This window comes from Massilia suwonensis, assembly GCF_042655665.1.
Classification (GTDB): domain Bacteria; phylum Pseudomonadota; class Gammaproteobacteria; order Burkholderiales; family Burkholderiaceae_D; genus Telluria; species Telluria suwonensis.
The window spans coordinates 1-17,260 of sequence record NZ_JBHSMR010000014.1; the positions used below are offsets into that span (position 1 = coordinate 1).

At 52.0% G+C, this 17,260-nt stretch carries 20 protein-coding genes; 7 read left to right on the forward strand and 13 right to left on the reverse strand.

Annotated elements, in window-relative coordinates; translation table 11 throughout:
* The first annotated feature begins 398 nt into the window (after positions 1 to 398).
* Positions 399 to 1,121 carry a hypothetical protein gene (locus ACFPQ5_RS20325; protein WP_379760197.1) on the forward strand — a complete coding sequence of 241 codons (723 nt, stop codon included), beginning with the start codon at positions 399 to 401 and terminating at the stop codon, positions 1,119 to 1,121.
* 56 nt (positions 1,122 to 1,177) lie between these two features.
* Here ACFPQ5_RS20325 and ACFPQ5_RS20330 read toward each other — a convergent pair whose 3' ends face one another.
* The 5 genes from ACFPQ5_RS20330 to ACFPQ5_RS20350 are packed head-to-tail and all read right to left on the reverse strand — an operon-like array spanning position 1,178 to position 6,644.
* Positions 1,178 to 2,233 (reverse strand): hypothetical protein, encoded by a 1,056-nt coding sequence (locus tag ACFPQ5_RS20330; protein WP_379760199.1) that lies wholly within the window; start codon positions 2,231 to 2,233, stop codon positions 1,178 to 1,180.
* Positions 2,234 to 2,281: 48 nt separating this feature from the next.
* Positions 2,282 to 2,650, reverse strand: a complete 369-nt coding sequence (locus tag ACFPQ5_RS20335; RefSeq protein ID WP_379760201.1) for an FmdB family zinc ribbon protein — start codon at positions 2,648 to 2,650, stop codon at positions 2,282 to 2,284.
* Between the two features lies 1 nt (position 2,651).
* Positions 2,652 to 4,763: a hypothetical protein gene (locus ACFPQ5_RS20340; RefSeq protein ID WP_379760203.1), complete on the reverse strand. Its 2,112-nt coding sequence runs from the start codon at positions 4,761 to 4,763 to the stop codon at positions 2,652 to 2,654.
* 44 nt (positions 4,764 to 4,807) lie between these two features.
* Complete coding sequence (locus tag ACFPQ5_RS20345; protein WP_379760205.1) at positions 4,808 to 6,259, reverse strand: terminase large subunit domain-containing protein; 1,452 nt, start codon at positions 6,257 to 6,259, stop codon at positions 4,808 to 4,810.
* A complete protein-coding gene (locus tag ACFPQ5_RS20350) occupies positions 6,240 to 6,644 on the reverse strand; it encodes a hypothetical protein (RefSeq protein WP_379760207.1) in 405 nt (134 codons plus the stop codon). Before ACFPQ5_RS20350 ends, ACFPQ5_RS20345 begins: the two co-directional genes overlap by 20 nt.
* A gap of 59 nt (positions 6,645 to 6,703) precedes the next feature.
* On the opposite strand from ACFPQ5_RS20350, the gene ACFPQ5_RS20355 reads away from it, so the two are divergent.
* From ACFPQ5_RS20355 to ACFPQ5_RS20375, 5 genes are all read left to right on the forward strand, one after another.
* A complete protein-coding gene (locus ACFPQ5_RS20355) occupies positions 6,704 to 7,129 on the forward strand; it encodes a hypothetical protein (RefSeq protein WP_379760209.1) in 426 nt (141 codons plus the stop codon).
* A 63-nt stretch (positions 7,130 to 7,192) separates the two neighbouring features.
* On the forward strand, positions 7,193 to 8,065 hold the full coding sequence (locus ACFPQ5_RS20360) for a hypothetical protein (protein ID WP_379760211.1): 873 nt from the start codon (positions 7,193 to 7,195) through the stop codon (positions 8,063 to 8,065).
* 11 nt (positions 8,066 to 8,076) lie between these two features.
* On the forward strand, positions 8,077 to 8,688 hold the full coding sequence (locus tag ACFPQ5_RS20365; RefSeq protein ID WP_379760213.1) for a hypothetical protein: 612 nt from the start codon (positions 8,077 to 8,079) through the stop codon (positions 8,686 to 8,688).
* Positions 8,689 to 8,755: 67 nt separating this feature from the next.
* Positions 8,756 to 9,250, forward strand: coding sequence for a hypothetical protein (locus ACFPQ5_RS20370; protein ID WP_379760215.1), 495 nt, complete (start codon positions 8,756 to 8,758; stop codon positions 9,248 to 9,250).
* 216 nt (positions 9,251 to 9,466) lie between these two features.
* A complete protein-coding gene (locus ACFPQ5_RS20375) occupies positions 9,467 to 9,940 on the forward strand; it encodes a hypothetical protein (protein WP_379760217.1) in 474 nt (157 codons plus the stop codon).
* A gap of 520 nt (positions 9,941 to 10,460) precedes the next feature.
* Here the strand turns inward: ACFPQ5_RS20375 and ACFPQ5_RS20380 are convergent.
* Both ACFPQ5_RS20380 and ACFPQ5_RS20385 read right to left on the reverse strand, forming a co-directional pair.
* Positions 10,461 to 11,246 carry a hypothetical protein gene (locus ACFPQ5_RS20380; protein WP_379760219.1) on the reverse strand — a complete coding sequence of 262 codons (786 nt, stop codon included), beginning with the start codon at positions 11,244 to 11,246 and terminating at the stop codon, positions 10,461 to 10,463.
* Between the two features lie 41 nt (positions 11,247 to 11,287).
* Positions 11,288 to 11,554, reverse strand: coding sequence for a hypothetical protein (locus ACFPQ5_RS20385; RefSeq protein ID WP_379760221.1), 267 nt, complete (start codon positions 11,552 to 11,554; stop codon positions 11,288 to 11,290).
* Between the two features lie 164 nt (positions 11,555 to 11,718).
* Here ACFPQ5_RS20385 and ACFPQ5_RS20390 point away from each other — a divergent pair, with 164 nt between their 5' ends.
* A complete protein-coding gene (locus ACFPQ5_RS20390; RefSeq protein WP_379760223.1) occupies positions 11,719 to 12,780 on the forward strand; it encodes an HNH endonuclease in 1,062 nt (353 codons plus the stop codon).
* Positions 12,781 to 12,794: 14 nt separating this feature from the next.
* Here the strand turns inward: ACFPQ5_RS20390 and ACFPQ5_RS20395 are convergent, their stop codons facing one another.
* The 6 genes from ACFPQ5_RS20395 to ACFPQ5_RS20420 all read right to left on the reverse strand — a co-directional run bounded on the left by ACFPQ5_RS20395 (position 12,795) and on the right by ACFPQ5_RS20420 (position 17,146).
* Positions 12,795 to 12,965 carry a hypothetical protein gene (locus tag ACFPQ5_RS20395; RefSeq protein ID WP_379760225.1) on the reverse strand — a complete coding sequence of 57 codons (171 nt, stop codon included), beginning with the start codon at positions 12,963 to 12,965 and terminating at the stop codon, positions 12,795 to 12,797.
* Between the two features lie 67 nt (positions 12,966 to 13,032).
* Positions 13,033 to 13,704: a hypothetical protein gene (locus tag ACFPQ5_RS20400; RefSeq protein WP_379760227.1), complete on the reverse strand. Its 672-nt coding sequence runs from the start codon at positions 13,702 to 13,704 to the stop codon at positions 13,033 to 13,035.
* A 121-nt stretch (positions 13,705 to 13,825) separates the two neighbouring features.
* On the reverse strand, positions 13,826 to 14,263 hold the full coding sequence (locus tag ACFPQ5_RS20405) for a hypothetical protein (protein WP_379760229.1): 438 nt from the start codon (positions 14,261 to 14,263) through the stop codon (positions 13,826 to 13,828).
* Between the two features lie 145 nt (positions 14,264 to 14,408).
* Positions 14,409 to 14,741: an HNH endonuclease gene (locus tag ACFPQ5_RS20410; RefSeq protein ID WP_379760231.1), complete on the reverse strand. Its 333-nt coding sequence runs from the start codon at positions 14,739 to 14,741 to the stop codon at positions 14,409 to 14,411.
* 1,086 nt (positions 14,742 to 15,827) lie between these two features.
* Positions 15,828 to 16,136 (reverse strand): hypothetical protein, encoded by a 309-nt coding sequence (locus ACFPQ5_RS20415; protein ID WP_379760233.1) that lies wholly within the window; start codon positions 16,134 to 16,136, stop codon positions 15,828 to 15,830.
* A gap of 101 nt (positions 16,137 to 16,237) precedes the next feature.
* A complete protein-coding gene (locus ACFPQ5_RS20420; RefSeq protein ID WP_379760235.1) occupies positions 16,238 to 17,146 on the reverse strand; it encodes a hypothetical protein in 909 nt (302 codons plus the stop codon).
* Positions 17,147 to 17,260: the final 114 nt, after the last annotated feature.

Sequence of the window (17,260 nt, forward strand, 5' to 3'; positions counted from 1 at the left end):
TGGGTTGTTTCTTCATGACTCCATTCTCTCAAACAATGGAGCCTCTACAAAACCCGGGGCGGTTCACTGCCGGGTGCTACCGCATCTGTTGTTCCGCTGCCGCTCGTGTCTGCCGGTTGCGCTGCCGGAGTACTTGCATCAGTAGTTGAATCAGCTTGCGTTGCTGGTCCTTGGCCTTGTGTATCGACACCCGTTGCAAACTCGATGTGTGAAGTCAATCTGGGATCGACAACTGGCACTTCGGCGCCTCGGGCCACGATCAAGGAGAAAAGCGAAACGGTCATTTGGTCAAGTCTCCTGTCGTGGATTTGTATTGTTTCTATTTAGCTAACCCGACAACACATTTGGGCGTGCGGTAAACTTGATCACCCCAGTTATTCATTTCGGTAGGAGCTTCAATGACGCCGCTAAACATTGCCAATCGAGACATGCTTTATTCGTTGTCTTGGTACATGTCCGCAAGGAAGACAGCACTTCGCGCTGCGCTCTCATTCCGGTTGCCCCTTTCCGGCACCGGTCTTACGGATTTGAGGGTTCACTATTCCAGCTACTTTTTGAATCTTCTGGCGGCAGTCGACCTCTTTCCTGACACGAAAACGCTACAGCCAAACGACTTTGAAGACCGGTTACGTTCGCATCTGGTTTTTGATGGATTTCAGGACGGGGCAGCGAATTACTCTTACATTCGTGAACTGCGTAATGCGGTCGTTCACCGTGGTTTAGACATCACGACTTCTATGCACTTCGATGGTCAATTCCCGATGCTTCTTGCTCCGCCACAGATTCAAAACACGCCAGCGGCAAGAAACTCGAAAACGTACCCCGCCTTCGACAAGTACCTGCTAGACATCATTGCGAAGTGTGAAGCGGTTGTTGGCCCACAAATGCTCGAATGTTTAAAGGACAAAGGCGTGTGGGATGCCCCTATAGATTCAGCCGCTGCGGCTGCTGAGTACCGTAAGAATGTTGAGCAATCGTATGCAATGCCTGAGAACGTGAAAGCGATGGCGCTAGCGATGGACTTCAAATCTGAATGGGCGTTGGCCGTTCACAGCTCTGCAATGACAGAGCTGCTTGAAGCCTTAACTCCGTGTGATACCAGTATGCTGACCAGCCAGTAAATCCGTGTTTTTGCCGATGGCCGAAAGCGGGCCGGCCCGCTTTCGACATGCGTGGTTCAGTCTTTGGTGTGCTTGTCGTAGGCCATGTTCACTGCATCGCGCAGGCTTTTAGGCCTCGCTTGCGATTGCGTGCTACGGCCACCGCTTGCTAGCGATGGCTTCACGCTTTGGATTGGCTTCGCGGTCTGCGTTGCTGCTTGAACTGGTGCGGTAGCTGCTGCGCGGCCCGCCAGAATCTGTTTTATTTCCTGGTGCTGGTCGGCAGCGAAGTCATACGCTTTGCGGAACACTTCGTTAAGCGGACCATCTGGGATGAAACCAGCCTGGATCGCTTGCAGCATGATTGGCTTTAGGTCATCGAAGAATTCGTTCTTTGGATCAGCCTGGAACGCCGCCATTTCGCGTTGAGCAGCGGCGACTTGCTCCGCTTCTTCGCGAGCTGCGAATTCTTGACGCACTACTTCTTGAACGTTCGGCGCTTGTTGGGCCGGTTGTGCTGCTTGCATTGGCGCACCCTTAGCGAGCGCGACTAGCGTTTGCACATCAGGGTTGAAATGTGTGATCAGGCTGTGGATGATCTGCGCTTTTTCTGCTGGTGTACCTGAACGCAGTTGGTGGTCGAGGTTCAGCAGTTCCTTCGTGTGTGCGACAGCGTTCGTGTTGTGCTGCTTGAACATCGCTTCGTATGGCGCAACGGCTTGCTGGAATTCCTTCGCCAGCTTGCGTTCTTCGGCTGTGTCTTGCATCTTGATCTGCATGTTGCGCTCGCGATCAACCCAGAACTTTTGCATTTCGCGTGGCACGTTGCCCCATTTCTCGCGAAGCAGCGGAGTCATTGTGCTGGGTGCGCGGATCGGCTCCAGTTCGCGGCCAGTGATAGGGTCAACCTCTTTGGCAGGTTCAGTCGTTGGTGCGACTACCGGCGCAGCTTCCGCTTCGGTGCCTGATGTCTTTTCAAACGCCTTCAAAACTGCGTCGCGCAGCGTCGATTTTGTTTCGGTTGCAGTTGACTCAACGGCTTCGGTTGCAGGGGCTTCTTGTTCTGCTACTTCGGCAACGTTGGTCGTGGTTCCATTTTCCAGCTCTTCGCTGTGGTTAATGGTGTCGTCCATGGTGTCTACCTCGTGTTAAGGCTCACACTGTGTGAGCCAGTGGTTCATCTACTTAGCTAACTTCTCAACCGCTTTGATCACGGCTTCGCGTCGTTTCTTGTTGTCTGCGACTTCGGCGTTCTTTCTCTGGAGCGCTGCTTCCGATGCGGCTTCGCTACTCGGAATCTTGTTGTTGTCGCGCAGGTACTTCTTGTAGTCCTGGCCAGATTCGATCCAGCTTCCGCGACCGCCGTTTTTACCGTCCGGCATGTAGAAGCCTTTGTGGCCCGTGAAGGCCATCGCGCTAATCGCGGGTGTGGTCAGCCCTTTGATAGTTGGGGCGCCACAGCACTCAGGTGTCTGGTCGCGGTCTGCGATCCTGCGAATGTAGTCGTAGCTCGTATCGCAAGAGGGGCAGTGTGAGACGTAGGTCGGCATGTTATTGGCCTCCTGCTGGACGGTTGCCGTTCATCAGATCGACTGACGCGTTGTGAATCTGTATGGCCTTCTGGTGCGCGGCGTTCGTTACCAGTTCGCCTTGACGAAGCTGCACTTCCATTGCGTTCAAGCGGTTGTCGAACTCCTGCTGTTGCTGGCGTTGTGCCATTTCAGCTTGCTTGACCTGGGCTTGCATCTGCGCGATTTGAAGCTTCGTGCTTTCTTGCATCTGCACGGCTTGGTAGTCGAGCTGCGCCTTCTGTGCGGTTGCCTGGGCCTTGAATTGGTCAGGCGATGGCAATTTCGGCGTGCCTTGGCTGTGCTGCTTGGCTTCCATGATCTGTTGAAGGCCGTTGTCGATGACGCCTTCGATTGCTTGCGCGCCCTTGAATCCGCTGACGCCCAACTTAATCAGTTCCAGACCCAACGGCGCGAGTTCTGGCGTCTGCTGCAAGCCAGGCAGGATCACGCTCATCATTTTTGTGATCGCTTGAATGGCTTCGCTCCGCTCCGCTTTTTCGGTGTTCCAGTTCGGCAGTTGCAGGCTGTCTACGCTTACGCTCAAGCGGAAGCTGCTCATCTGCTCGTCTTTCAGCAGTTGCAGGGCAGGGCCGATGAACTGCTGATCGTGCGTAGCCAGTGGCATCGCACGCTGAACGATCAAGTCGGGCTGGTAGAACTTGCAGATAACGTGGGCTTTAAGTCGCAGCAGTTTTTCGACGTACTTGGCAACGTCATGCTGGCGTGACGCGAAGCGGCCACCGGACTGCTGGCTTTTTGCTGCGGTTGCTGTCGCGGTCTCGTACGGCATAGACTCGCCACGCATGATGTCGCTGATACCCTCGACTTCGTAAATCTGGGCCTTGATGCGTTCAAGCTGTGCGGCCGCGATGTTGAATGTGTTCGCAACCTGGTCAAGGGGCGCAAACTGAATGCTGCCCTGCAGTCCGCCGCGTTCGCCCATGAAACTCGCCCAGTTCTTCACACCCACGCCCTGATTTTCCGAAACGGTCGTGTACAGTTCTTTGATCTCTGGGCTTTGTGCGTCGTAGACGTAACGAACACCGAGCGCATCGATCAATGACGAACAGCGCTGGTTCAGCTTGTCCAGTTCTTCATACTTGCCCTTCACGAGCTGGTAATCGCTGATCGGCTGCGTGTTCGACGTATCGAAGCGACCCAGTGGTGGCATTGGGGTGGGGAAGAAGCCTTCAAAGTCCATCGTGTCTTCTTGAACGTCGAGCGGGATCGAGGCCGTTTCAGTCACCCAGAGGACAAGCTGGCGTTCCTTGTCCCAGATTTCGTAAATGTCGGCGGTTGGTTCCGTCTGGTTTTGCGGCGCAAGCTTGGCTTTGCCCGCGCTCTGCGAATCCGGCTTTGTGCTGTATGAGAGTTCGGCCAGGACGTCCGCGGGAGCAGTGTTGCTGAAGCGTGCCTTGATGGCGTCCTTGGTCATCGGAATGCGGCGCGCAACCCAACTGCACAGGGTCCATACCTTGCACGGCGACCAGTAGAAGTCGTCCCAAGCCACGTAGTCAGTACAAGCTTCCTGCTCGGTGATTACAGTCAGCGGTTCTTGCGGCATCAGTTCGCCGGTAAGCGGGTGTAGTACGTCTGGCTGCGGTTGCTGCAGTTCGTCCTGATCCAGTCGAACCCAGCTAATACCCATTCCAGGCACAGCGTTGTCGAACAGGACTTGCTTGAACTCGCCTTCAAAATTGCCGTTGTCCATTTCGTAGTCGAGATTGCGTTGCAGGAGCAGACTCGCGACACGGCTAACGTCGTCTTGAATGTCATCGAAGCGGCGCTTGATGTCGGCCTTTGGCGTGCGCGCATACAGAGCGGCCAGCTTCTGTTCGGTGTTCAGGAAGTAAATGTTGTAGAAGCGCGAGTCCTTGTATGCATCGCTGCGCTCGTCGCGGTATCGCTTCAAGGCCTTGACCGCGACATCCGTCCAGTTCTTGCGCTCCTTGCGGCTGGCTTCAAGTTCTCGTTGCCACTTGTCCTGTTCGGCTTCCGTCTGGAATTGATGGAGTGCCGGGGTGTTCTCAAACGCGTCGTCACTTACGCCTCTTTCGACTCCTTCGTTCTGCTCGTTGTTATCGGTAATCATGTATGCTCCGTGCGCTCTTAGTGGCGCACTTAAAATTGAACGGGTCAGTCGTAAGCTCGACCCGGGTTCCTCGCACGCGCTATCAGCTCGCGATCACGCGCTGCAAACAGTTCGTCCAATGTGTTTCGGCTGGTATTTATCTGTCCCCTTGCCTGCGTCTGGGAGCGATGCTTGGTGCGTGCTCGTTCAACAGAACGCCCAAGGTCTTCGTCCTTGATCGACAGGACGGCGTAGCGGAACGCGTCAGCGCCGTGCGACCATTCGTTGTGGTCGGCTTCGCTGGTGAAGCTGCTCGATGCGCGGTTGAACTTGCGGCTGTAGTTCTTCAACGCCTCGATACCTCGATGGCATCGGTCGCTGTCGATCGCGAAAGGCCACAGGCGCAGGAACTTACGAACGGCGTCAATACCATGCATGACGCGATTGCCGGCGTCCGGGTTAGGAGCTTTGCGTGCTGGCAGTTCGTGCTCGATAAACGTGTCCATAACCGACTTCTTAGACGCGAACGTTTGGTGCATCGCATCGTGTGGCAACCAGACTGTCTCGTAGCTGTAGGGCTTCAACGCAAGCATTTCGCAGACTTCTTCGGCGTCGTAACCTGATTGCTCCCAGTAGTCGAAGAAGCGAATCTCGCCGTCGATGACCTGCCAGAACCAGATTACGGCCGCATCGCTGCGGCCTAAGTCCATGGCAAGGCTGACTTTCTCAGTTGGGTCGTAATCCAGCGGTCGGAACTTGTACTGGCTTTCCGCGACTGCGATTTGCTTGCCGTAGAAGGAACCACGGAACGCAGCGTCGAACGAACACTCAAGCTCCTGCTGCCATTCCTCGACCTCCATCTCAGACTTCATGTCCTCGATCTCGGCGTCATCCAAGATGCCGCTTTCACTGGCCTTCAACTTGATCGCGAAATACTTGTCGGGCTGTTCGAGTGCCGTTTGCCAGCGCTTGTAAAAGTCGTTCTTGCCTTTCGGCGTACCCATGAACACGACCCAGCCTTTGCGGTCGGCCAGCGCAGGACGGAGAACCAGGCTGTATGCGTCGGGCTTCATGTCACCGTACTCATCGAGCACGACGCCGTCATAGTACGAACCGCGCAAATTGTCAGGGTTGTCCGCACCGCCGAGGGTGATGCGTGCCATGTCGCCCGTAACGGTCGGCACCTCGACCCACAGTTCGGTCTCGTTCTTCTTGACGCCTGGGATGGTCTTCGTGAAGTCGATCAGGTACTGCCACGCCACCAACTTAGCCTGACCCTTGCACGGACACAGGTAAGCAAAACGCGGGCGGCTGTATAGCTTGCCGTTGCGGTCCTTCTTCTGGAAGTTGAGTGCTCGCGCAATCAGGTCTTGAATAACGCTGAACGTCTTGCCTGCGCGGCGATGCGCAACAATGACCGTACGGCGCTTAGTGCGCTGGTGAAACGGTAGGAAGGCTGCGCGGGGTTGGTAATCCAGATGGACGGTCTGAACCCGATTACTCATCGTCCAGATCATCCATGTCCACGATGTCGCCTACATCGAGCGGTGACTGCGGTACGTTGTGGAAGACCTGAACAACTGCTGGCCCGGTTTCCTGCTTTTGCGCTTCTGGAAGCAATCGCGCCCACAGCTTGATGAACTCGGCGTAGTTCTCGTGGCCGTACTTGATCAAGCGAGGAACGCCGCCGGTCAGATCGAACGCGACATTAAGCGCGTCCTCAACGAACTTGCGTTCCTTGGGCTTGAAAACGTAGTCCTTGGGGATTTGGGGAAGGTGCTGTTCAAAGATGTCAATCAATCCGCTTTCGCGAATGTCGGCATCGCGGCTGGCAAGCTTGGTCAACGTGCTTTCGCTGACTTCCGCGACCTGAATAGCCGGTTTATTATTTTCTTCACTCACTGTAAATACCTCTGCTCCGTAGTGGAGCGACGAGCTATTTATTAAGCGGTGAGGGATTTATGAAGGAAGGGAAAGGGAACAGTCCAAAGAGCCTGCAAGCAGAGAACAAGCGTCGTTTGCGTGACCTTGGCTTACCAGTTGACTTGTTCAGCGAAGGATTCTGGGAACGAGAAGCGGAAGCGAAGGCAAGAGAGCTGCGGTTGCTTGCGGTGTTTGAAGCGGCCTGGCTGTCAGGCGAGTGGGACCATTTGTCTTTGCCGTTTGAGCAGATCATCGAACGGTGGAAGGACGAGATTGCAAGTCCACTGCACTTTGCAAGCGTCGGTGACAGACCTCGATGGATTCGTGCGTTGACGTACTCAGCGAGTGAGTGGCGCAGACGCGAAAACGGCAGCTACCGGAAGAGTTGGCGAGAGTCGCGCAGAAAGTGGATTGCCAAGAAGCGTGAAGCGCAAGGTAAGCCACCGTCGAAGTGGAGGGTCTGATGTTGCAAAATCGCAAAGAAGGCGGGAAAATAGTCTTCTTCAAACTCCCGCTATTGGTCAACCATGTTAGTCAACGTCACTTTCGATTGCTCATGCGGCGGCTTTGTCGATGAAAACTTCGGTATTGAGCTTTGGTACGTTGCAGCGAGCACTGCCAATCGTGACGATTACCACCAAGCGCACTGTGATGGGTGCGGCAAGGATTATGAAGTTCACATTTCACGCAGAGACGGTGAGCTAAATGTCGACGTTGACGGCGCTTTTAATCTTGGATGGGATACGGTAGAGGGAGACGACATAGAACAACTTGACTCAGCGATCAGGTATCTAGAGCAACAACTTGACGAATCTGAGCGCGAGTTGGCTTGGGTGATCCGGTCGACGAAGCAACTCGATACTTTTCAGACGGTTATGACTGATGTTGTGGCGCTCTTAAATGCTGAGGTTAGAATCCCCAACATGTCGACACTGTATAACATGATGCACGCGCAGGTCGTAACTGGTGTCGAAGCTTATCTATCCGGTGTCTTCATCCACAAGGTAGTTAATTCCAACGACCTTATGCGAAAACTTGTGGAGACGGACCCAGAACTTGCAAAGCGACAGTTTTCGCTGAAAGAGATTTTCTCTCGATGGGAAGGCTTGCAGTTAGAGGTAGCACGCTACTTACAAGATCTAATTTTCCACGACCTCAAGAAGATCAAGCCAATGTATAAGGATGTGCTGGGCATTGATTTGGGCGACATACCCTGGCTCTTCAAAGCAGTACTCTTGCGTCATGATTGCGTCCACCGTAATGGCGTAGACAAAAACGGTAAGCCCACAGGCATTGACAAATCAAGCATAGACGCGTTGATCAGGAGTTGCGTTGGACTTATCGCGCGCATTGATGAAGAAGTGGCGGCGACCCCCACTCTATTTGACGCACCTGGTTAAAAGGAAAATGGATGATTGAAGCAAATTGGTTGTGGCAAGTGTTATTTTCGTTCGGCTTTGGTGGGCTTATCTCTGGCGGAATCGTCTATCTGATCTGTACTCGATGGCTTAGCAGCTACCTGAACAAGAAAGGTGAGAATCTAGCAACTAAGGAAGACATCCAGGCAATCACTCATCTCGTGAAAGGCGTTGAGCATCAGTACAACGTCATGGTAGAAGAAATGAAGGGTAAGCAACAGTTGCGCATGGCCGCGATGGACAAGCGTCTGCAAGCCCACCAAGCAACGTTGCCACTGTGGCGAAAGGTCATGCTCGCATCAGCTGATAATTCAAAGATTGTACGGGCGTATTACGATTGCAGGACTTGGTACTACGAAAATTGCTTGTATCTGGAACCAGAAGTCAGAGTCGCATTTTGTCTCGCCTTTAGTCACGCGCTCCAAGTGAACGTTCTGAGAGAGGAGGAAGGGGACAATGAGGAAGAAATCGAACGCTTATGGAAAGATGTTATCGACTTCCCTGATGTGTTAGTTAAGGCTGTACAGCTTCCCGCACTAAATCCTGAGGAACGTGAACAGATAACGCGAGAACCGAAGTTACCCGACATGCCAATCCCTTTTTAATGGTTTCCCTTAATGTTACCTACTGCTAGTCAGCGCTCGCTCGCATAGTAACTTAACTGAAAAGTCAATGGAAATTAACGACGCCCTCCACCTTCCAGACCCGCCACCAACGCCCGACTTGGTAGTTGTTATTGATCGTAGCGCGAACATCGAAAAATTGATGACGCGCATCATCTTCTCGTACTGCTCGCCTCGACGCGACGCTCGGCCCTTCATGTGGAACATTGTTCTCGACAGTTCAGTAATGACACTCGGCGCCAAGGCCAAGGTTGTGATGGCTATCGCACAAGAGCTGAATTTTAAGCTTGAAAAAGACGCTCTGCATCGAGTGTTGGACTTGAGAAACGCATACGCGCACCATGCAACCGACGCAAATTTAAACATGGGTATGGGGCCGGCCGGAGAGACGGAATTCTTTTACGAGTTTTGGATTTTAAGAAGCTCTGGGAAGCTTGAGAAAAAGAAGCGGCAGCAAGCATTCGAAGAATTCAACAAGGCTTACGCCAGTGCCCAACAGTCGCTAGTACGGCTAGCAAACCTGACTGGAGACTTCCTGTCCTGACAGTAGTGCTACACTTTTTGATTGATGCCACCTACTAAGAAGCTTCCTGCACAACTTCAGTTTTGCCTTCTCTCTTCACCCCAAAAAAATTACTGACGGTCGCTATTGAAATTAGAATTTTGATCTCAACATGCACGCATTGATGGAACGAAATCTTTCGCGCCATCAATGCACCGAGAGTTGTATCGTCTCTGGTAACCACACATTGGAGCCATCATGTTCGAAGAGTCAAATTACCTGCGCCTTGCCGCACTAGACCGGCAAGCGGCGGCTTTACGGAATCACTTTGCTGCACTTCTCAAGGTTAAGGATTTCATCGCTCAGTTCTACCCGACTGGAACGCTTACAACAATGGAGATTACCAAAGTAGACGACTACAATGTTGAGGCGACTTACATGAACACCACTGTTCGCTTCCAACTCTTGATTACGTACAACAAGCACGATCGTGCGACCGGTCGGGTAGTTTGCTTGAATAAGAATGCCACCTTTGAAAAGGTGCAATACGACTATTTAGGCGAATTTAGCGTCGATACCAATGGCTACACCAATCTACCTGAGCACCCGCAGCGCGGCGCTCGAACCATTAGTCAGAATGGCGATGAGATTGTTATCGCGTATTTGGACAAGGCAGTTAAGCAAGGGCCGAAATGGCTCACTGAAGCTGTAAAGGCCTCTGCTTCGGAGTAATCATTTAACCGGTTTCTGGACGGTCTCGCCTACCAAGCAGCAGCCACGCACAAGTGGATGTCAGTTTCCGGGTCGGGAATTGGGGGGCAATTCACAGCCTGTTCACAGTTTGCGCAAAAATAGCAGCGAAGCCTGTGAATAGGTACAAACCTGTAGAAGAAACAAGAGCTTACGTGAGCATGTGCTGTCGATCAGCGACGTGCGGAGTACACTGTGTATTGCTGAGGTCTGGAAACGCGTAGAAGAAACAAGAGCCTACGTGGCTGTTGGGCAGCATGTACAAACGGTGTACAAACAGAGTGCTTGGAGCTTGTCGGTTCAACGAACAACTGCTGCTCGGTAGAGCTTACTGCAAGCCTGCCCAGGTCTGCAACATGCTCCAAACGTCACTAGAGACGTCATGGCTGCGTCAAACGGCGGCGTTCGACACTGGGTAGCTGAGTGAGCGTTGACAGCGTGGCTCGTCATTGCTCTGCTGTAACTGTGAACAGGTAAGAGTTGTTCACAATCGGCCGTAGCATCATTTGGTGAAGACTGGCAACGGTGATGACCCGTCAGGCGTCTCCTGCTGCGCCCACGCCCTCATCATTGCATCCAGTTCGGACAGCACATCGTGAGCCTCGTTGTACGCCAGTTTTGCCGGCTCGTGACCAGTCATCACATAAGACATCACTGCGATCATGTATCCGCCTGCTGCAATCGTGCTTGCTAAGGTGTCTACTACTGCTTGAGAATCACTCGAATGGATAGTCCGAATCATCGCAAGCCAATGGGTACCTTTGTCCTCTACGCCAAAGTGCGGAAGCATTGCAGACACGTTAGGGTGAGCCCCAAAATCGATTGATGAGTCGTAGTAGGCGCCCAAAGTTTTACTCAGCTCCGGGTCACGCTTCGATAACTCGCTTAGACCAATCTTTCCTGTAAATGCGTCCCGACATTTTTGTTTAGATGACTTGCTGTCGCCTCTCTTTAACCAGACATCGATTTTCTTCGGCTCAGCAACCATCAACAAGGCAAATAGTACCCCCTCTATGCCAGCTCGCAATAACGGAAACACAGGGGGCATTTGTCCACTTACTGCAAGTCTTACCGCTGACATAAAATAACCGTAAGCTGTCATTACGAGGAAGCCTGGAACTTGCGGTCCCAAATACTGTACGGCGAAAATCTTTTCGAAGCTTCGGTTTAGACGCTCCAATAACTCGAAAAGCTCTGAATGTCGTATCAGCACTTGTTTCTCGTTGCGTTGCGCGATGTCGAGGAAATCAATCAGACTGCGAGGCGGCGTCGTTCTATCACGGGACATAAACTAAGTTCCTTCGGCTGTGATCATAGATCGATCATACATCATTTGCAAACATCGACGATTGCTTCCAATCGTTGCTGATACGGTAGACTCTTTGCGAAGTCTCGTGTGATGTGCAGCACAACGGTTCCATCTGGAGTGTTGTCGTTGTCTTTTAGGCTCTCGTAGTCGGGCTTTGCGGGCAACTGTTCAGGCTTGATGCAGCTTACCGCGACAGGTACTTTCACTTCGACGGGTAACGGCTGTAGCTCGATGCTTGATAAGTCATTCAACTCGCCAAGCGATTGGTCGGTTGCCGCTAGATTCATTTACGATCCATAGGAGTTGTTGTCAGAGTATGCCGGTCTCGGCGGCTGCGTGCCAAACAAGAATGACAGATTGTTGGTTGGGGGAAAATCGCTTATTGATAGTTGATCGGCGGTCTTGGAAACAGTTATAGTTTGGCAATCTCCACGCTCTTCCCACGTTCGCCATGGCAAAAAACATCAACGATTTGACTTCACGCGACGCGGTTAAAGCAGCGATCGCGGAATGCGATGAACTCGGGCGGGAGCAGTTCCTCGCCAAGTATGGCTACAGGTACGCGCGGACCTATGCGTTGATGTACAAGGGACGAGAGTACGACTCAAAGGCGATTGCTGGCGTTGCGTACGGGAAGCAATTTGGCGCTGCAATGAGGCCACGTGAACATTCGGGCGGAGTCAACTATTGCGTTCCAGTGCTGCAAAAGCTTGGCTTCAAAGTTCGCGGCGCGCTTGCAACAGACACAGCACCGAAGGCTAAGAGCACGAAGAACCCTATCTGGAACCGCGACGAGCTGATGCTTGCGCTGCATCTGTATCTCCACAATCGGAAGTCTCCACCTGGCAAAACAAGTGCAAAGGTTATCGAACTGTCTGAACTGCTGGGGAGGATGTCAAAACATTCTAAGACCACCGATACCTACAGGAACCCGACGGGCGTCTCCATGAAACTGATGAACTTCAGGAGCCTCGATCCACTGTATACGAGTGCTGGCAAGGTAGGCCTTAGCAAGAGAAACAAAGATGAGTTGGTTGTCTGGAAGCTCTACGCGGACAAACTCGACTACCTGGACAGCTTGGTTGCGCAGATTACGGCCGCGGTTGATCACGATGTAGGAGAGACTGGCATCCATGAGGACGACGAGGTCGAGATCGAGGATTGTGAGGAGGGACGAGTTCTAACTCGCATGCACCGATTCCGTGAACGCAATCGAAAGCTTGCCGCAGACTTCAAGAAGAAGTACCGCAAGCTGCACGGTAAGCTTGACTGCGCTGGTTGCGATGACGACTTCGCTGACAAGTACGGTAGCCTGGCAGACAGCCTCGTTGACGTTCACCATACGAAGCCGATTCACACCCTGAAGCCTGGTGATAAGACGAGCGCTAAAGACCTTGTTTTGCTATGCGCCAGCTGTCATCGTGCCGTCCACGCACAGAAATACTGGTTGAGCATCGCAGAGCTGCGTCAGAAGCTGGGTAAGTCTGCACCGCGTGAGCAACTTCCAAATTGAGTAGAGGTGCTCGTTCAATCAGCACAAGGCGTTGACCTCTTCAGCATCTTTTCGATACCGTTAAGACCAGCAACCATGATGGTGTTATAGCTGTCCTTAACTAAACCTGCATCGCGCAGTTCCTTGATGATCTTGCGCGCTTCAATCGCTAAAGCCACGCACTTGTTAATTTGTTCTTGGGTCACTTTGTTCTCCAGCTACGTTGACCCATTATTTATTAACCGCTATGTGGCTCTAAAAATCTGCCCTTGCTTACTCCACCGCGACGATGGTAGCACCTGCAGATGCAGTACATTGCTCAGACAAAATTTTCTGGTTTTGCGCTAACTCCTTACGCGCGTTAGCAAGCACTTTGTCGCCCTCCTGCGCCGCAGCTATTTGCGCGCTCAATCCAGCCGAACGCCCGACTTTCATCAGCTCGTCCATACGAGCGTTAGCTCGCGCAACTTCGTCGCCCTCTGTGTACGCCACTGGCTGTCCAGGCGTACCGTCGCTCCATAGCACGTAGAATTTTTTAGCACCAACATAGCCACCGTACGAGTTCTTTGCATTGATAGAGCCACACAACAGCTTCTGCCCTTGGCCCTGCGCGATGACCATGTTGGTGAACTTTGCCGAATCTGGATCTTTCAGGTCCTGAGTAATCAGCTGTTTCGACTTGTTCACGAAATCGTCCATCGCTTTCTTTGCTTCAGCTGCCGCCAACTGTTCTTTTTCGCGTTCTGCCGCTTGCTCTTTCTCAGCGGCAGCTTTGCGCGAATTTTCTGCATTTTTCGCCTGTTCTTGTGCCCGCTCCTTAACGCATGCCTCTCGCACGCCTTTCTCTTTGATGCGTTCGCACGAGAATCCTCCAGGCGCAGCAATCGAGACAGTAGAGAGGACCATAAGGGCGGTAAAAAGCGGGAGTGCAGTAGTTTTTTTCATGTCGTTGCTGTTTGGTTGTAGGGGATCAGGCGTCTAGGCTTAGAATTGATGCAGATACGACAATTGTATTTCAAAATTGCAACTTCGTTAAGATTTATTGCTGTCTGTTGTCTAAAGCAGACTATTTTTCTTCTCCGCGTTGGCACTCAATGGTTATCGCGTCAAACGTCAGCTTAAACATTGCAGCATCGGCCTTGCTTGCGAACGCCCGTGGGTACTTGGTATCGATCTGCCAGACGTCGCAGTGCGGTAAGCTACTCTCAACGCAATGCTCATCGCACCACTTCTGGTGCTCAACATAGTCATTGCTGTTGCAGCACAGGAAGTAGCCATAGCCGCACATACGCAGCTTTGGAATGACCTTTTCGCGGTAGCTTGAAAAGCGGTCTATCGTTCTGTGCGCAGATAACGCAAGCAGAACAGTCTGGTGTTTGGCGGCCAGGGTTGGTGTAACCGTTGGCGGAATGGCGTCAGCGTTCGCTTCGCGTTTAACACGCTCTTCTGTAAGCTTACCATCGAGCCATTTGCGCATTTGTTTAAGTCGGGTGATCGTTGTCATGTTGTTCTCCTATTGTCGTGACAACGTATTTATTAAAAGATCGGACGCGTTAACACAGCAGACAATGGTGAAAGGCCCCGGAGGAATCCCTTTCTCTGTGGCCTTTCGTTTAGGAGTCATACAGCGATCAACCGTATACCGTTATTTAGTATTGAGTCAGTCGCGCCCGTCGCGCTTCACGGTAAAGTTGTTGTTGTCGATGGTTCAGTAGTCGTCTAACCCATCTGGGCAACCCTTTCTTCATGCGCCGAGCAATCAGCTCGACGGCAAATACTTGGTCGATGTGGCCTTGCTTGACCAGGATCAGGTGCAGCAGATAGTGAACCTCGATTGGTACGTAGCACCAGTTGGACGGAACGTCTCTGCCGCCTAACGACAACGGGACAATGTGATGGAGTTCCAGAACGGAGCTTGTATAGCCCCAATAGCCGCTTCTGGCTTTCTCCAAAAGCTCGTCATGTAAATTTAGGTAGTTCATAGAGATTCCTGTACTCTGGTTACTTATCGGAACCCCTTGGCGCGATTTCTGACGTTATGTGCAGCGATTTGTCACCGGGAACTAAATAGAAGTATGCAGCGGACAAGGTTGCGACGGTTTACAGATTTCAGGTGTTGGTCATTCGACGAACACATCAAAACCCCACATACTTGTCCTATGTGGGGTTTTCCTTATTTCCCGTCCGCTGCATACACAACAGATTCAAGAAGTATTGATCGCTACCTGGCAAGAACGTCGTAAACGAGCTAACTGCTCTTGCAAGACGACGTAAAGAGGCCCTGGTATTAACCAAAAGCTTGCTGTGAGAACTAAGCGCTCACAGGTTTAGAAAACAAGCAGCACGGACATACGAACAGGTATGTAAAGACTTAGCGCAACAACAGAAGCATTGAACGTAATGTGGATGGCGATAGCAGAGGAGTGTGTTTGGGGTGGCTAATGATTAGAAACTCCCGCAGAGGAGTTTACGACTTCTTCAATCTTTTGATTCACTGCTTCCACACCAACTACTAGATAACGCAACTAACGCAGCAAAGAGATCTGGATGAAAGACAGATCGAATGCAAGTAAGTTGCCCCTGACGCCGCAGGTGTCAGGCGTAATCGAGTAGCAGCAACAAACCAAATTTCAGGAATTTACCCAGAAAAGATGCCAAGAACTACTTGATGGCAGACTCGTTCTTTGACTTCACGAAGTCGACTTCTTGGACCTGCTGCACAGGTCTCGTGTCTATCAACACCTGACGTCTTCGCTTTGCTCCAGACGTCAGGGGCCTTCGGCGCTTCGCCGTACCTGGCGGTACTGCTACGTCGCTAAGGCGGGCTTTGCTTGCAGAATGTCGCAAGTCAGAAGAACCTGCGGTGCCAGATAGACCTGCGGTAACCAGAACGCTCGCCGCGAGGCAAAAACTAAAATGGCGGCTTGACGCGTGTTCTACATGTGGGCAGCTTATTGCTCGCGGCGTCACTAGAAGACGCACTACGCGACGTAACGGCATCAGTTGACTACAGGTGTCGAAATGACGAAAGGCCTTGCATTGCGAGGCCTTTGTTCAACTATAACGGATCAGCTTTGGTTCCAGCCAGTGTACTTGCGTGCAGCGATTGGTGGTTCGGGTTGGGCCTTGCTTTGTTGCTTTACCTTTCCCCGAATCGCGTTCAGAACCGCTTGTGTGTCAACACGTTGCCGATCTAACAGTTTCTTGGCAGGCAGGTTGGCCTTCTTGGGAAAGCGGACTTCTTTCTTACGAACTTCACTGACTTGCTTCCGAACGGGGGACGGCACTTCATCGGTAACGTCATCAGCAAATGCTTCTGGGCAAGCACGATACTGTTCTAGCACCCGCGCAGTAATCATTCGCTTTGTACGATCCATCGCTGCTAGAGTGCCACTTGAACTTACTTGTTCAAGTGCTTCCCGGTACAGCTTGTCGATCCGTCTAGAGATACCGACCTGCAAATTACTCGGCAGGCCTCTTACTGCTTTGGGACTCGGGGCGCCTTACCAGCTTGCTTGGCATTGAAGTCGTCGAGCGCTTTCTGCATCTTTGCCGTTTCGATCTCATCAGCTTTACGGAAGAAAGCAGTATCAGGCTTTTTGTTGATCTTGTGATGCCATGGCTGCGGCGCACCCATGAAGCTGCCATTGTGTCCCTTCTTCAGGTCAACGACACCGTCGTTATGCTTTTCGTCGAGCAGGTACTCGTAGACCTTCGGCGCGTTGTTACGGCTACGAGAAGCCGATTTTTCGGGAACAGGATGCATGGCGTCGATAGCTTCGCGCAGCTTTGCCGGGTCAGTTACGCCGCTTTCCAACAGTTCTTTCAGCTTGTCGGCCGCTTGCTTTTCCTTGGCTTTGGCCGACAGTTCGTCTTGGCGAGCTTTGATTGCTTCGCTCAGCTTCTTGACGGTTGCCATCAGGTCATCGAGTCTGCTGATTTCGACACTTTCCGTGTCAGCGGTCGCGGCTGCAACCCACTGTTCGGAAAACGCATCCGACAAGTCAGAGAACTGCTCTGCTTGATAGGCCGGTGCTTGCAACGTGTTTGCCGGGGACAAATGGATGACTTTTTCTTGGTGTGCGGGTGCTGCTGCTTCGTTCTGGAACATGGTGTTGCCTTTCATGGAATTGTTGTTGTTTAAGGGCAATGGCCAATCGCTGAAACGAATCTTACCTGTCCGAAACGTCGAAGAAAAGGGCGGTACGCCGTGCAAAGTTTTTCTGTGCAAACATGATTTACCGCTTTTCCACGGTAATTTAGGGTTTGCACCAAAGAAAAATTGAGTGTGTGTAATGTGTGTCGAAAGTTCGCTTTTATGAATGGCGAATAACCGTGGAATACCGCCGAAAACCCGCGCAATAGATTTTCTTTCGTTTGCAATCAACGAGTTATGAGCCTTTAGCTACTCCTGAATGTCCTTAACATGCAACAAACGGAGTTGTAACAGATTGTTTCAGTGAACAAAAACGTCTGGTTGAGCAGCCGAGGCACAAGTGTT